This window comes from Burkholderia sp. AU30198 (assembly GCF_020419825.1).
Taxonomy (GTDB): Bacteria; Pseudomonadota; Gammaproteobacteria; order Burkholderiales; family Burkholderiaceae; genus Burkholderia.
The window spans coordinates 169792-184244 of sequence record NZ_JAIZSA010000011.1; the positions used below are offsets into that span (position 1 = coordinate 169792).

The 14453-nt window shown below is 66.4% G+C and carries 17 protein-coding genes; 7 read left to right on the forward strand and 10 right to left on the reverse strand.

Going from position 1 to position 14453, the window contains the following annotated elements; translation table 11 throughout:
* Positions 1 to 93: 93 nt before the first annotated feature.
* The 3 genes from LGN19_RS23805 to LGN19_RS23815 all read right to left on the reverse strand — a co-directional run bounded on the left by LGN19_RS23805 (position 94) and on the right by LGN19_RS23815 (position 3339).
* Positions 94 to 1164 (reverse strand): rhodanese-like domain-containing protein, encoded by a 1071-nt coding sequence (locus LGN19_RS23805; RefSeq protein ID WP_122948191.1) that lies wholly within the window; start codon positions 1162 to 1164, stop codon positions 94 to 96.
* 140 nt (positions 1165 to 1304) lie between these two features.
* Positions 1305 to 1958 carry a peroxiredoxin gene (locus tag LGN19_RS23810; protein WP_226217479.1) on the reverse strand — a complete coding sequence of 218 codons (654 nt, stop codon included), beginning with the start codon at positions 1956 to 1958 and terminating at the stop codon, positions 1305 to 1307.
* Positions 1959 to 2112: 154 nt separating this feature from the next.
* Positions 2113 to 3339 carry an RNA-guided endonuclease InsQ/TnpB family protein gene (locus LGN19_RS23815; protein WP_226217481.1) on the reverse strand — a complete coding sequence of 409 codons (1227 nt, stop codon included), beginning with the start codon at positions 3337 to 3339 and terminating at the stop codon, positions 2113 to 2115.
* A gap of 89 nt (positions 3340 to 3428) precedes the next feature.
* Here LGN19_RS23815 and LGN19_RS23820 point away from each other — a divergent pair, with 89 nt between their 5' ends.
* The 3 genes from LGN19_RS23820 to LGN19_RS23830 all read left to right on the forward strand — a co-directional run bounded on the left by LGN19_RS23820 (position 3429) and on the right by LGN19_RS23830 (position 5281).
* Positions 3429 to 3905, forward strand: a complete 477-nt coding sequence (locus LGN19_RS23820; protein ID WP_319000660.1) for a transposase — start codon at positions 3429 to 3431, stop codon at positions 3903 to 3905.
* A gap of 59 nt (positions 3906 to 3964) precedes the next feature.
* The gene (locus LGN19_RS23825; RefSeq protein WP_122948193.1) at positions 3965 to 4870 is read left to right on the forward strand and encodes an HTH-type transcriptional regulator ArgP; all 906 of its coding nucleotides are present in this window, start codon (positions 3965 to 3967) and stop codon (positions 4868 to 4870) included.
* A 198-nt stretch (positions 4871 to 5068) separates the two neighbouring features.
* Positions 5069 to 5281: a DUF1059 domain-containing protein gene (locus LGN19_RS23830; RefSeq protein ID WP_122948195.1), complete on the forward strand. Its 213-nt coding sequence runs from the start codon at positions 5069 to 5071 to the stop codon at positions 5279 to 5281.
* Between the two features lie 114 nt (positions 5282 to 5395).
* Here the strand turns inward: LGN19_RS23830 and ltaE are convergent, their stop codons facing one another.
* The 3 genes from ltaE to LGN19_RS23845 form a co-directional block, all read right to left on the reverse strand.
* Positions 5396 to 6409 carry a low-specificity L-threonine aldolase gene (gene ltaE, locus LGN19_RS23835; RefSeq protein ID WP_122948196.1) on the reverse strand — a complete coding sequence of 338 codons (1014 nt, stop codon included), beginning with the start codon at positions 6407 to 6409 and terminating at the stop codon, positions 5396 to 5398.
* A 165-nt stretch (positions 6410 to 6574) separates the two neighbouring features.
* On the reverse strand, positions 6575 to 7126 hold the full coding sequence (locus tag LGN19_RS23840; RefSeq protein ID WP_174963201.1) for a YMGG-like glycine zipper-containing protein: 552 nt from the start codon (positions 7124 to 7126) through the stop codon (positions 6575 to 6577).
* Between the two features lie 13 nt (positions 7127 to 7139).
* Positions 7140 to 7466, reverse strand: coding sequence for a hypothetical protein (locus LGN19_RS23845; RefSeq protein WP_122948198.1), 327 nt, complete (start codon positions 7464 to 7466; stop codon positions 7140 to 7142).
* Positions 7467 to 7957: 491 nt separating this feature from the next.
* On the opposite strand from LGN19_RS23845, the gene LGN19_RS23850 reads away from it, so the two are divergent.
* The 3 genes from LGN19_RS23850 to LGN19_RS23860 are packed head-to-tail and all read left to right on the forward strand — an operon-like array spanning position 7958 to position 10559.
* On the forward strand, positions 7958 to 9370 hold the full coding sequence (locus LGN19_RS23850; RefSeq protein ID WP_122948199.1) for a cytochrome ubiquinol oxidase subunit I: 1413 nt from the start codon (positions 7958 to 7960) through the stop codon (positions 9368 to 9370).
* A 30-nt stretch (positions 9371 to 9400) separates the two neighbouring features.
* Positions 9401 to 10408 carry a cytochrome d ubiquinol oxidase subunit II gene (cydB, locus tag LGN19_RS23855; protein ID WP_089451661.1) on the forward strand — a complete coding sequence of 336 codons (1008 nt, stop codon included), beginning with the start codon at positions 9401 to 9403 and terminating at the stop codon, positions 10406 to 10408.
* On the forward strand, positions 10380 to 10559 hold the full coding sequence (locus LGN19_RS23860; protein ID WP_122948200.1) for a hypothetical protein: 180 nt from the start codon (positions 10380 to 10382) through the stop codon (positions 10557 to 10559). Before cydB ends, LGN19_RS23860 begins: the two co-directional genes overlap by 29 nt.
* 135 nt (positions 10560 to 10694) lie before the next feature.
* On the opposite strand, the gene LGN19_RS23865 is transcribed toward LGN19_RS23860, so the two are convergent.
* The gene (locus LGN19_RS23865; RefSeq protein ID WP_226217486.1) at positions 10695 to 11420 is read right to left on the reverse strand and encodes a hypothetical protein; all 726 of its coding nucleotides are present in this window, start codon (positions 11418 to 11420) and stop codon (positions 10695 to 10697) included.
* 100 nt (positions 11421 to 11520) lie between these two features.
* On the opposite strand from LGN19_RS23865, the gene LGN19_RS23870 reads away from it, so the two are divergent.
* Positions 11521 to 12426, forward strand: a complete 906-nt coding sequence (locus tag LGN19_RS23870) for a LysR substrate-binding domain-containing protein (protein WP_226217488.1) — start codon at positions 11521 to 11523, stop codon at positions 12424 to 12426.
* Between the two features lie 64 nt (positions 12427 to 12490).
* Here LGN19_RS23870 and LGN19_RS23875 read toward each other — a convergent pair whose 3' ends face one another.
* The 3 genes from LGN19_RS23875 to LGN19_RS23885 form a co-directional block, all read right to left on the reverse strand.
* On the reverse strand, positions 12491 to 12721 hold the full coding sequence (locus tag LGN19_RS23875; RefSeq protein WP_226217490.1) for a transcriptional regulator: 231 nt from the start codon (positions 12719 to 12721) through the stop codon (positions 12491 to 12493).
* A gap of 149 nt (positions 12722 to 12870) precedes the next feature.
* Positions 12871 to 13065: a YqaE/Pmp3 family membrane protein gene (locus LGN19_RS23880; RefSeq protein ID WP_128842595.1), complete on the reverse strand. Its 195-nt coding sequence runs from the start codon at positions 13063 to 13065 to the stop codon at positions 12871 to 12873.
* A 185-nt stretch (positions 13066 to 13250) separates the two neighbouring features.
* On the reverse strand, positions 13251 to 14450 hold the full coding sequence (locus tag LGN19_RS23885; RefSeq protein WP_175222463.1) for a porin: 1200 nt from the start codon (positions 14448 to 14450) through the stop codon (positions 13251 to 13253).
* Positions 14451 to 14453 lie beyond the last annotated feature (3 nt).

Sequence of the window (14453 nt, forward strand, 5' to 3'; positions counted from 1 at the left end):
GATGCGGCGCCACGTGATCGGATACCTTGACGACGAACGGCATGCGGCCGTTTCGACAGCGATCGGAAATTTTTTTTACTGCGGCTCGGCCCGTTACGACCGGCCGTCCATCACGACGCGCCCTTCGGCACGCCAGCGCAGCATCCCGCCGCCGAGATTCGCCACCGTGTCGAAGCCGGCCTTCAGCAGAATGACGGTCGCCTGCGCAGATCGCCCGCCGGCCCGGCATACGGTCACGACCGGCCGGTCGCGTGCGATCTCGCCGGCGCGCGCGGCCAGTTCGCCGAGCGGAATCGGCGTCGCGCCGGGCAGGTGGCCGAGCGGGCCCGTGAATTCGTCCGGCTCGCGCACGTCGACGACCTGCACCGCCGGCAGATGATCCTCGAGCCATTGCGGATCGATTTCCCAGAACCCGGCGAACGTATAGACGAGCGGCGCCCAGTCGGGCGCGACCTGCACATCGGGCGCATTCGCGGCGACGCCGCACTGCAGGTTCGCCGGCACGGCGACGTCGATCTGCCGCGGGTGCGCGAGCCCGAGATTGCGCATGTAGCCGGCGAAATCGTCTTCGCTCAGATCGCCGCCGAGGCGCGGATTGAAACGCCGCTCCTCGCCGACGCTCGTCACCGTGAGCCCGCGATAGTCGTGCGCCGGATACAGCAGGCACGCGGCCGGCAGCGTGAAGAGCCGGCCGTGCACCGCGCGATACAGCGCGCGCGGGTCGCCCTGCTGGAAATCGGTGCGGCCGGTGCCGCGGATCAGCAGGCAATCGCCGGTGAACGCCATCGATTCGTCGTCGAGCACGAGGCTGATGCAGCCGTTCGTGTGGCCGGGCGTCGCGCGCACGGTGAGGTAGCGCGCGCCGAAGGCGCAGCGGTCGCCGTCGTTCAGATAACGATCGGCGCCCTGCGCGCCGCTCGCGGCCGAGATCGCGATCGTGCTGCCCGTGCGCTGCTTCAGCAGCCACGCGCCCGTCACGTGATCGGCATGCACGTGCGTATCGACGGTCGCGACGAGCCGCAGCCCGAGCTCGTCGAGCAGCGCCGCGTCGCGGCGAACCTGTTCGAACACGGGATCGATCAGCACCGCTTCGCGCGATGCGCTGTCGGCAAGCAGGTACGTGTACGTCGACGATTGCGGGTCGAAGAGTTGCCGGAAGATCATCGCGAAGTCGCTCCGTCGCTGGTTGATGCTTGCTTGATGCCTGCTTGATGCGTGTTGTCCGGCCCGCGCCGCGATTGTCGCTGTCGCGCGGGCCGCCCCGTCGTGGTCCTGCATGGCCGGCATCCGGCCGGCACGGTGTGTCAGCTGGGCTGCGTCACGTAGCGCAGGTACGGTTTCAGCGTCCGGAAGCCGTCCGGATATTTCTGCTTCGCAGCATCGTCCGACACCGACGTCGGAATGATGACATCGTCGCCCGGCTTCCAGTTGACCGGCGTCGCCACCGTATGCTTCGCGTTGAGCTGCAGCGCATCGAGCAGGCGCAGCACCTCGTCGAAATTGCGCCCGGCGCTCATCGGATAGACGAGCATCGCCTTGACCTTCTTGTCCGGCCCGATGACGAACACCGAGCGCACGGTCGCGTTGTCGACCGCCGTGCGCGGGCCGCCACTCGCGTTCGGATGAATCATGTCGTACAGTTTCGCGACCTTCAGCTCGTCGTCGCCGATCAGCGGATAGTTGACCGCATGACCCTGCGTTTCAGCGATATCCGCGACCCACTTCCGGTGATCGCTGACCGGATCGATCGACAGCCCGATGATCTTCGTGTTGCGCTTGTCGAATTCCGGTTTGAGTCCGGCCATGTAGCCGAGTTCGGTCGTGCACACCGGCGTGAAATCCTTCGGATGGGAAAACAGGATCGCCCAGTGGTCGCCGATCCATTCATGAAAGTGGATCGTTCCCTCGGTGGTCTCCGCAGTGAAATCGGGCGCGTCCTCGCCTAGTCGAATCGACATGTTCGTCTCCGTGAAAGGGGAATCGTCACGACGCCCGCGCCGCGGCTTGCGCGCGACGCGCGATCGTCCGCGCGCGAAGTGCCGGCATGGCACATGCCGGTTCCGCGCGTTCATATAGCGTAGTTGACATCCTCCCTCACCTAAAGGGGGATTCCTACGGTGCTCCCCCGGCATCGATCCAGGATGAGTCACTTCGGTGGGTTCCTGCTGCTGGCGGCATGACTGCACCGCTCACTTCGCAGGCGCAACGGGCGTGTCCCGCCCTGAGAATGCTGATTGCGCCGACCAGATCGGCGTTTTCCTCAAAGCCGCATTCGACGCACGCGAATCGCTCCTGCGTGCGCCGGTTCTCTGACGACACATGCCCGCAGCGCCGGCAGGTGCGGCTCGTGTTCTGCGGCGGCACCGCGATCAGGTAGCCACCGTTCCACGCCAGCTTGTAGTCCAATTGACGGCGGAACTCGAACCATCCCTGATCGAGAATGCTTCTATTCAGACCAGACTTGGCCCGAACGTTTCTTCCCGGCGCATCGGAGCTGCCTGCCGCCGACCTGGACATATTCCGTACCTGCAAGTCTTCGATACACACCATCGCGTGGTTTTGGCTGATCGTGGTTGAGTACTTGTGCAGGTAGTCGCGGCGAACGTTTCCGATACGGGAGTGGATACGCTGGATACGGGATTTCGCCTTCTTCCAGTTGTTGCTGAATTTCGTTTTGCGGCCCATTGCCTGTTGCGCCTTGCGCAGCACGGTTTGATGCCGTTTGAAGCTGTTGAGCGGCGCGAAGAACGTGCCGTCCGAGAGTGTGGCGAAGCGGGCAATACCCATGTCGATGCCGACCGCACCGCCATTCGGGAGCGGCCGATCGACTTCCCGCTCTGTCTGAATGCTCACGTACCATTTGCCGCACGATTGGCTGACGGTGACGTTCCTCAGCTCGCCCAGCGCCTCACGGCTGTTGCGATAGCGGAGCCAGCCCAGCTTGGGCAGGAAGATGCGGCTGTTGGCCTGGTCGAACTTGATTTGCTTCGGGTCCGGATAGCGGAAGCTGTCGCGTTGGCCCTTCTTCTTGAAGCGTGGAAAGTCGGCCCGCTTGGCGAAGAAATTGGCGTAAGCCCGTTCGAGGTCCTTGAGCGCCTGCTGCAACGGATGCGTCGGTGCATCCTTGAGCCACGGGGTTTCCGTACCGTTTCGCCACTCGGTGAGCAGCTTACACAGTTCGGCGAAGCCGAGTTTCTTCTTGCGCTGCTCGTAACATGTCTTCTGCAACGCCAGTGCCTTGTTGAAGACGAAACGGCACGAACCGGCGAAGCGGCGCATGTCGCCCTGCTGATCGCCGGTCGGCATCAATTCGTACTTGAAGGCCTGGAAACGTTGCATCGACTCAATGTACTTTGGCCCATGAGCAACGACAACGACATGGGCACGGAAGACACTTCACCATTCTGATACATGTTCGTCGTGTGTTCGTGACCCAATACCGCCGAGAGGTGTTCACCCAGGCAATCCTAGACGACCTGCGTAGCATCCTTATCCGCGTCAGTACCGACTTCGAGGCGGAACGGGTCGAGTTAGATGAGGAGGGCAATCACATTCGCGTGCAGGCGAACCATCCGCCAAAGGTCACCGTGTCGCCGCTCGTGGGCCGCCTGAACAATGTCTCCAACAGCAAGATCCGGGAGAAGATCTATCGGGGTATCCGCAAGAGTGTGGTCGTCGTCCTGCTTCGCTGGAAGCCGCTGCGGTGCGCCCCTGGAGATCATTCGCCAGCACATCGAACGGCAGCAGACACCGCAATGACCACCGAAAGGACACCTACGGTGTCCACGCTCTCCTTTCCCGGCCTGATGGCCAAGGGTGCCGTACATCCGGCTCGCGTACGTGCCGTGACCAATTCCGACGACGAATGCAGTGCAGCAGAACGTTGCGCCGCACCCGGCCGCTAGTGCGCACTGACTTACACTACCGGCTGTTCTCGTCTTACGTTCACAGGAATTCCAACGACATGTCGATGACGATCGATCCGAAGCAGGCCGCCGCGCTGCTGGCCGTCGCCGACACGGGCAGCTTCGAGCAGGCGGCCGTGCGCCTGCACGTGACCGCGTCCGCCGTCACGCAGCGGGTCCGCGCGCTGGAGGCAAGCCTCGGCACGCCGCTCGTGCTGCGCACGCGGCCGTGCCGCCCGACGGTGGCCGGGCAGCGCGTATTGCAGCATCTGCGCCGCGTCGCGCTGCTGCAGGCCGACCTGCAAAGCACGCTCGCGACCGAGCGCGAATCGCCGATCTCGGTCACGATCGCGCTCAATTCCGACAGTCTCGGTACGTGGTTTCTGCCAGCGCTGACGTCGGTGCTCGCGGGCGAGCGCATCCTGTTCGAGCTGATCGTCGAGGATCAGGACCATACGTTCGCGCTGCTCGAAAGCGGGATGGCGGTCGGCTGCGTGACGACCGAGCCGAAGCCGATGCGCGGCTGCCTCGCGACGCCACTCGGCACGATGCGCTACCGGCTGCTCGCGGCCGCCGCGTTCGCGGTGCGCTGGTTCCCGCGCGGGCTGAACCGCACGAGCGCGCGCCGCGCGCCCGTCGTCGCGTATTCGCGGCGCGATACGCTGCAGTCGTCGTTCCTGAAGGAGAAGTTCGGGTTGCTCGAGGGCGCGTACCCGTGCCACTACGTGCCGGGTACCCATTCGCACTTCGCGGCGGTGCGGCACGGGCTCGGCTATGCCATGGTGCCGGAGCCGCTGATCGGCAGTGCGCCGCTCGATACGCAGGGGCTCGTCGATCTCGCGCCCGCACATCCGACCGACGTCACGCTGTACTGGCACGCGTGGACCGTGCAGTCGCCGACGATGGCGTCGTTGTCCGAGCGGGTGGTCGAAGCGGCGCGCCGGTTGCTCGCGCCGCTGCCGTGACGCGCGTTTGAGCGGCACCGCCGCGCCGTACAGCGTGCGGTGTGCGGTGTGCGGTGTGCGGTGTGCGGTGTGCGGCGCGGTACACCTCGCGACGAGAATCCCCGCCGCGCCGCCTATACTTTTTCCATCGGCCTCGCGAACGCGCCGTGCGGCCGATCACGCAAATCCGGCCGCGCCCTTTCCCGCAAGGAGAACATCATGTCTCGCCGCTACATCGATTGCCGCGAGTTTCCCAGCGCGATGAATTGCTCGGTCGCGATTTCTGCCGACTCCGATAACGAACTGCTGGAGGCCGCCGTGCAACATGCGGTCCTGGTGCACCAGCACACCGACAGCGCCGAACTGCGCACGCAGCTGAAAGCGCTGTTCCGCGACGGCACACCGCCCGCCGACGCACCCCGGCAAGCGTAATCCGCCGGCTCGCCCGATATCGACAGACGGGTTGCCACGTCGCCCCCGTCGCCTCTCCGCCTCCTGCTTCGCGCCACATCGGGCCGGCGCCCCCGCCGGCCGGCGCATTCCCCCTTACGCGCGGCGCTGCGCGAAATACGCGCCGACCGCGTCGATAAACGTATCGATGTCCGCGCGCGACACGTCGCAGTGCGTGACGAAGCGCGACGCATACAACATCTGCGTGAGGATCCCGCGCGCCTTGAGCCACACCTCGAGCGGCGCGCAATCGGCTTCGGGGAATTGCGCGAACACCATGTTCGTCGCGTGCGACAGCACCTTCACGGCGTCGATGCGTGCGAGACCTTCGGCGAGATACGCGGCATTCGCGTGATCGTCCGCGAGCCGCTCGACATTGTGATCGAGCGCATACAGGCAGGCCGCCGCGAGAATGCCCGACTGCCGCATCGCGCCGCCGAGCACCTTGCGCCAGCGCTGCGCGCGCTCGATCAGCGCACGGTTGCCGACCAGCACCGAGCCGACCGGTGCGCCGAGCCCTTTCGAGAAGCAGATCGACACGGTGTCGAACGGCGCGCCCAGCTCGGCGATCGACCGGCCCGACGCGACGGCCGCGTTGCATACCCGCGCGCCGTCGAGGTGCAGCGACAACCCGCGGCTGCGCGCGAACGCGGTGGCTTCCTGCACATAGCCTTCCGGCAGGACCTGGCCGCCGATCGTGTTTTCGAGCGCGAGCAGGCGCGTGCGGGCAAAGTGATTGTCGATCGGCTTGATCGCCGCGGCGATCTTCGCGAGCGGCAACGTGCCGTCCGGCGCGTTCTCGATCGGCTGCGGCTGGATGCTGCCCAGCACGGCCGCGCCGCCGCCTTCGTACTTGTAGGTGTGCGCGAGCTGGCCGACGATGTACTCGTCGCCGCGCTCGCAATGCGCCATCAGTGCGGCCAGGTTGCTTTGCGTGCCGCTCGGGAAGAACAGGCCGGCTTCCTTGCCGGCCCGCTCGGCCATCACCGCCTGCAGGCGCAGCACGGTCGGGTCGTCACCCCATACATCGTCGCCGGTTTCGGCGGCAGTCATCGCGGCCAGCATTGCCTGGCTCGGTCGTGTCACGGTATCGCTGCGTAAATCGATCATCGCTGAGTCCTGGGTAAACGCGGACCGGATCCGATGCGCCCGGCCCTGCCGAAACGAGACTCAGAGTGTACGCAATTCACATCGCGCGTGTGTACCGACGATCGATGCGCACACCAGGCACGGCGCACTTGCACGCCACGCCGCACGGCGACGACGAGGCTGCCGTCAGTAGCGCGGCGGCGGCGGCTGAACGCCCGCCGGCGGCATCGGCGGCGCCGCGCGCGGTGCGCCGCCATATCCGCCACCGCCATACCCACCGCCCCCGCCGCCGCTCATCCCGCCCGGTACCGGCACGCGGTTGCCGGTTGCGTACATGCATTGCAGGTAGCCGTAGTCGTAGCGGCGCTGGATGTCGTAGGCCGAACCTTGCGCCGCGCCGGCACCGACCACGCTGCCCGCGAGCAGCCCGGCGCCCGCGCCGACAGCCGCCCCCGTGCCGCCGTTGAACGCCGCGCCGGCCGCCGCACCCAGCGCGGTGCCGACGGCCGCGCTGCCGACCGCGCTCGCGGTCGACGCCTGGCCCGCGCTCACGCCGCCCGATTGCTCGAACGCGTATTGACGGCAGTTCGCATCGTCGGCGCGGAACTGGTCGAACGACTTGCCGGTGCCGGGCAGCGCCATCACGCTCGGCCCGGTCGGCATGTATGCGCACGCGCCGAGCAGGCCGGCCAGCGCCAGCGCGGCCGGCACGCGCAGAGATTGAAATACGGATTTCATCGTCGCGCCTCCGTCACTGCGGCCGGGCCGGCACCGATCGCCAGCCCGACTTGCAGGTCTTCACATACGGGTAGTAATGCTTCGACGCGTCGCAGTAGTACCAGAGGTTCGCGTCGCCGTCGTCCTGCGGCTGTCCCTTCTCGACGTACTCGGGCGGCGGCCCCGGATCGACGGGCACCGCGACGACGGGCGGCGGGTAGTAGTAAGGCGCCGGGACGACGGGGTAGTAATACGGGTAGCCGGGGCCGATATAGACCCCGACCCGGGCGGCATGCGCCACGCCGCCCGTCGCGATCGCCACTGCGGCCGCCGCGCCCAGCGCGAGCTTCAATCCATTCACGTCACGTTCTCCGGCTGGCGGTTCGTCGATGCGAACCCGACATACCGAACGCTACGCCGCGCACGATCCGTCATCCATTACGGGCGCACGCGCCAATGTTGCGCGACGTTACCAATGTGACAGACCCCATCGGCACGGCCCGCCGGTACGTCCGTGTCCGTTACGCGATAACGCGCCGCAACGGTTCGGGCGCCGTGCCGCGCGGTATCACGCGACATTTGCGTCCGCACCGAACCGTTCCGATGACGCGACGCGCCATATTGACGCACGTGCGTCAGACCGCCACGCCACGGCCGCGCGCGCGGCAAGCAGCCTTCTTGATACGAATCAACGATTTACCCCGGAAATGCGCGCGACGGGCTGGACATCTGCGACGAGTTGGCACATTTCGCGGTGCAACATCGCGGCACATACTCCAGCCAACCCCGACGCCCGTCCGCCGGGGTCCGCCGGCACCCGCCGGCGGGTATCGTCAGCCTCGGTCAACTGGTATGGACACCGCTCTTTCGGCCCTCGATCTGGCCCGCCTGCAATTCGCGTTCACCGTCTCCTTTCACATTGTCTTCCCGGCGCTGAGCATCGGCCTCGCCAGCTTCATCGCCGTGCTCGAATATCGCTGGCTGAAGACCGGCAAGCAGTACTACAAAACCCTCTGCCTGTTCTGGTCGAAGATCTTCGCGGTCGCGTTCGGGATGGGCGTCGTCTCCGGCGTCGTGATGAGCTACCAGTTCGGCACGAACTGGTCGGGCTTCTCGAGCTTCGCCGGCGCCGTCACCGGGCCGCTGCTGATGTACGAGGTCATGACCGCGTTCTTCCTCGAAGCCGGCTTCCTCGGCATCATGCTGTTCGGCTGGAACCGCGTGAGCCCGCGCGCGCACTTCGGTGCGACGCTGATGGTCGCGATCGGCACGCTGATCTCGACGTTCTGGATTCTCGCGTCGAACAGCTGGATGCAGACGCCGCAGGGCTTCGAGATCGTCGACGGCCGCGTCGTGCCGACCGACTGGTTCGCGATCATCTTCAACCCGTCGTTCCCGTACCGCCTGTTCCACATGGCGATCGCCGCGTTCATCGTCGCCGCGCTGGTGGTGGCTGCCACGGGCGCCTGGCACCTGCTGAAGGGCCGCCGCGACAAGGGCGTGAAGAAGATGTTCTCGATGGCGCTGTGGCTGCTGCTCGTGCTCGCGCCGCTGCAGGCCGTGATCGGCGACCAGCACGGCATCAACACGCTGAAGCACCAGCCCGCGAAGATCGCCGCGATCGAAGGGCTGTGGGAAACCGAGAAGGGCGGCACGCCGCTGAACCTGTTCGGCATTCCGGACATGAAGGCGGAAACGACCCGCTACGCGGTGAAGGTGCCGCACCTCGGCAGCCTGATCCTCACGCACAGCTGGGACGGCGAGATCCGCGGCCTGAAGGAATTCGCGCCGGAAGACCGACCGAATTCGACCGTCGTGTTCTGGAGCTTCCGGATCATGGTCGGCCTCGGCTTCGCGATGATCGGCCTCGCCGCGCTCGCGTGGCTGCTGCGCCGCCGCGGCCGCCTGTATGAATCGAAGTGGTTCCAGCGCTTCGCGCTCGTGATGGGCCCGACCGGCTTCGTGTCGCTGCTCGCGGGCTGGGTGACGACCGAGGCAGGCCGCCAGCCGTGGGTCGTGTATGGCGTGATGCGCACCGCGCATGCGGTATCGCCGCTGTCGGTGCAGCAGGTCAGCCTGTCGATGATGACGTTCGTGATCGTGTACTTCCTCGTGTTCGGCACCGGCGTGTACTACATGCTGAAGCTGATGAAGGCCGGCCCCGCGCTGCCCGACGTGAAGCACGACGACACCCCCGACACGCGCCCCGACCACACCGCGCGCCGCCCGATGTCGGCCGTCGACGAGCCGCTCGAGACCGTCTGAGCCCCACCCTTTCCGCATACGAGAAAACCTATGGACGTCACCGTAATCTGGGCCGCGATCATCGCATTGGGGCTCTTCATGTACGTCGTGCTCGACGGCTTCGACCTCGGCATCGGCATCGTCTTCCCGTTCTTCCCGGACGAGAAGGAACGCGACCTGATGATGAACACCGTCGCACCCGTCTGGGACGGCAACGAGACGTGGCTCGTGCTCGGCGGCGCCGGGCTGTTCGCGGTGTTCCCGATCGTCTACTCGACCGTGCTGTCCGCGCTGTACCTGCCGCTGATCTTCATGCTGGTGTGCCTGATCTTCCGCGGCGTGTCGTTCGAGATCCGCGCGAAGGCGCGGCGCACCAAGCAGCTGTGGGATCTCGCGTTCATCGGCGGCTCGGCCGGCGCGACGCTGTTCCAGGGGATCGCGCTCGGCGCGTTCCTGCAGGGCATCAACGTGAAGGACGGCGTGTTCGCGGGCGACGCCTTCGACTGGCTCACGCCGTTCAGCCTGCTGACGGGCCTCGGCCTGATCGTGACCTATGCGCTGCTCGGCTGCTGCTGGCTCGTCGCGAAGACGGAAGGCGACCTGCAACGCCGCCTGCATCGCGTCGTGTGGCCGCTGACGGTCGTGCTGCTCGGCTTCATCGCGGTAATCAGCCTGTGGACGCCGCTGCAGGATCCGGCCATCGCGCAGCGCTGGTTCGATTCGGGGCTGTTCTGGCGCCTGCTGCCGGTGCCGTTCCTGGTCGCCGGGTGCGCGGTGTGGATGCGCCGCGCGGTGCGCGACCGGCACGACATGACGCCGTTCGTGCTCGCGCTTGCGCTCGTGCTGCTCGGCTACGTCGGCCTGCTCGTCACGCTGTTCCCGTATGCGATTCCTCAGACGATGACGATCTGGGAAGCCGCAGCGCCGCGTTCCAGCCAGACCTTCACGCTGGTCGGCGCAGCGGTTATCCTCCCGATCATCATCGCCTACACGACGATGGGTTACTGGGTATTCCGAGGCAAGGTGCGCCATGAAGACCAGCATTACTACCACCACTGATTCCGCCGAACGCCAGAGCGCTGCGCCGAAGCCGCGCATGCGCGGCTGGATGTGGTTCATCGTCCTGTGGGCGGGCGGCGTGATCGGCGCCGTCACGCTCGGCTATGCGTTCAAGATCTTCATGAACCTGACGCTGTTTGCGGTGAAGTAGCGCCCCCTGCGTTGCACGCCGGGGCGAATGCCGGATCCATTCCGCGCATCCCGCCGCCGGCGCACCGCGATCGCCGCCGGCGCGCTGCCGCGGCGATCGCACTTCCCGCCTCTCAGGTCCCGGCGCGCTCCCCGCTCACCGCTCGCACTTCGTCGCGCACATCGCCTTGTCCACTTCCGTGAAGAACGCCTGGTAATACTCGGGCTCCATCACGGTCTTGGTCCGCGAATCGCCGGCGCTGTCCCACACCGTGCGATCGAATCGTGCACGCACGATTGCGACATGCGCGTCTGCGACATGCGCGTCGGCGACGCGCACGTCCCGCCCCGCCCGAACCGTCACGATCGCGGCCACGCGCTCATGATCGGGCTTGACCGGCAGCATCCCGATGCGGGCCTTCAGCGCGCCGCGCAACAGCTGACGCCACTTCGGGATCAGCGTATCGCTGCGCCCCGCTTCCACCAGCCCCGACTCTCGATCGACCGTCACCGGCGCATAACCCTGCGCGCGCAGCACGCCGGCCACCGCGTCGAGCGCGCGCGCCTGCGTCGCATCCGCATAGCGGCGGTCGCTGAGCATGCGCAGCGCCTGCTGCTCGGTATCGGTCAGGTCGACTTCGGTCTGGCTCGAGCTGTAGCGCACCAGCGATCCGCCATCGCCGATCTGCCGCTCGTTCTCGGGTTTCGTCGCGCATCCGGTCAGCGCCGCGAACAGTCCGGCACAGGCGAGCGCCAGCGCGCCGCGGCCGCGCCCGGGCGGCACGGCGGCCGGGCGGTTCGTCGCGCGCCGCGCCGCACGCCGAAGGCGCAGACGGTGGCGAATTCCGGTTGTCCGGGCGTCGGGTGGCGATATGATCGTCATCGGGGCGTTCTCTCCTGTCGGCGCCATGATAGGGAGGCGCCCCGGCCGCCACAAACGACATTTTTTGACCCACTGTGTAGCTTTTCTTCGCGATCTCACGATGCGCCGATTGCCACCCCTGAACGCACTGCGCAGCTTCGAAGCTGCCGGCCGCCTGCAGAGCCTCACCCTCGCCGCCGACGAGCTGAACGTGACCCAAAGCGCGGTCGCCCAGCAGATCCGCGTGCTCGAATCGTTCTTCGGCCAGAAGCTGTTCGAGCGCGACGGACGCTCGTTGCGGCTCACGCCGCGCGCGCGGCATTACCTCGTCGACGTCGCGAGCTGCCTCGGCCGGCTCGCGCAGGCAACCGGGCAGATGTTCGAGCCCGTCGGCGGCCATCCGGTGCGGATCAACGCATCGGTGTCTTTCTCACATGGATGGTTGCTCACGCAACTGGCCGCGTTCCAGGCCGAGCATCCCGATATCGACGTGCAACTCGTCACGACGCCCGACACCGAGCACGACCAGTTCGACGAAACCTGCGACATCGTGGTTCGCCGCTATACGCCGGAACTGCGCCGCAAGGGATTCGTGTCGCGGCCGCTGCTCGCAGCCGTCGCGGTGCCGGTGTGTGCGCCCGGCCACCCGGTGCTCGACCAGGTGCGTACGCCGGCCGACCTGCGCAACGCACCGCTGCTGCACTACGCGGGCTTGCCGCAGGCGTGGCAATACTGGTTCCACCAGGCGGGCTCGGTCGTCACCGAGACGCTGCGCGGGCCGTTCTATCGCGAGTTCTTCCTGATGACCAAGGCCGCCGCGAGCGGGCTCGGCGTGTGCCTCGCGCCGCGCGCGGTGGTGCGCGACGACCTCGAGCACGGGCGGCTCGTCGCGCTGTTTCCGGAAGTCCACCTGGAAGGGCCGCCGTTTCATTGCCTGTATCGCGACGACGACGATCCGTCGCTGCGTACGTTCGTCGACTGGCTGTTCGCGCGGGCGGAGGCACTGGAGGGGGCGGTGGCGGGATAGCCGGCGAGGGGTAGAAGGCAGAAACCGATCAAGCAGCCCAAGGCGGATGCGCCGTCACGGCCGGCTATGTATTCTGTCGCACCACACCGAGCTTCAATCCCGGCATGCCGAAGATGCGGTTCATCGTCTGCACCGTCCCGTCGCGGCGACCTTGTTCGATATCCTGAATCGTCTTCTTCAGATGACGTACCGATTCGCGCGACGACCACTCGGGATGCGCGAGCACGTCTTCGATCGCTTGTCGTCGGAGCGAAAGCTGTTCGGGAAGCGGCAGCGCGTCATAGCGTTTGTCCATCGCGTCGCCTATTTACCCCGAGCATGATCATTTCGGCACAAATCCACATAAATTGTGCCCGGAACGCCGGCTAACTTATGTAGAAATCTGCCGAAACAGGATCTTCGCCATCGTTCCCGGTGGGAGAAACGCCGAATTGCTGCAGAGCGCTACTTCTGCCCGCCAAGCGCCGCCTCGATCTTGCGATCCGTCTTGTACTGGCTCAGTGCATAGACCGACCAGATCGCGGCCGGGATCCAGCCGATCAACGTGATTTGCAGGATCAGGCAGATCAGCCCGGCGAACGGGCGGCCGATCGTGAAGAACTGCAGCCACGGCAGCAGCAGGGCGAGAATCAGGCGCATGGGAATTCCTCTTCGTGCGTCGTTGAATGATGATGCCCGACCAATATGGCGTGTTGCGCCGCGGAATTCAAGCCTGTGCGCCCACATCGCAATGCCGGGCTCGCCGCTTTCCCGCGTCGACAAAAAAGCCCGGCGCCCGCTTCACACGGGCGCCGGGCCGAATTCGCCGGAGCACGGTTGTCCGATCAGAACGTATGCCGCATCCCGATGCGCACGAGCGTCTGCGTGTCGCCGGCCGACGAGATGCCGTTGCCGACGTCGCCGACCGACGCCGTCGCGTCGACCACGTTGCCGAATGCGTCGAGCGTCTTGCCGCTCGCCTTCTGGTAGCCGACGAGACCGTACAGCGCGGTCCGCTTCGACAGGTTGTAGTACGACGCGAGGTTCAGCTGGTGGTACTTCGGCGCGGACTGGCCGCCGATCGAGCTGCCGCGCGTGAAGTCGTAGCCGGCCGCGACGCGCAGCGCCGGCGACGCCTGCCACGACACCGTGCCGCCCGCCGAGTTGTAGTTCGCCGTGCCGCGAAACGTCGAGAACGCGCCCGCGCGGTACTGCGTATTGCTGTACGACACGCCGAGCGTGACCGCGCCGATCTGATAGGTCGAGGCCGCCGCGACGATCTGCATGCTCTTCGACGATGCGAAGCCTTCGTTGATCGACGACGCGAACGTGCCGTCATACGAACCCGTCCATGCGCCGGCGTTCGCGCCGAACGCGTTGGTCGCATACAGATAGGCCGCGCCGAGCGCGAATGGGCCGTTCACGTACTGGCCGCCGACGCTCCACGTGTTCTGGTTCTTCACGCTGCCGGCCTGGTTGCCGAAGCCGTACAACGCGCCGAACGTGAAGCCGCCGAATTTCGGGCTGACGTACTTGACCGAGTTGTTCTCGCGCGCCTGGTTGTCGATGTTGTCGAGGTCGCCCGGATGCGCGCCCATGCCGGTCAGGAACGAGCCGGGTCCGATCGTGCCGACGAAATCGACGATCGGATCGTACTGGCGGCCCATCGTCAGCGTGCCGAAGCGCGTGCTCGACAGCCCCATCCACGCCTGCCGGCCGAACATCCGGCCACCCTGGCCGAGCTGCCCGTTGCCGATGTTGAAGCCGTTCTCGAGCTGGAAGATCGCGGCAAGCCCGTCGCCGAGGTCTTCCTTGCCCTTCAGGCCCCAACGGCTGCCGGACCACGTGCCGCTCGCGAAGCTGTAGCTCGACGCGCCGCGATACGCGACCGGCGTGCCGAGCGAGCCCTTGTTCGTCGCGACGCGCTGGTTGCTCGTATAGCCCAGCCCCGCATCGACGATCCCGTATAGCGTGACGGTGCCCTGTGCATGGGCGGTCGCGGACACGCACCCCGCCGCGCACAGGATCATGGTTAACTTCTTCATGTA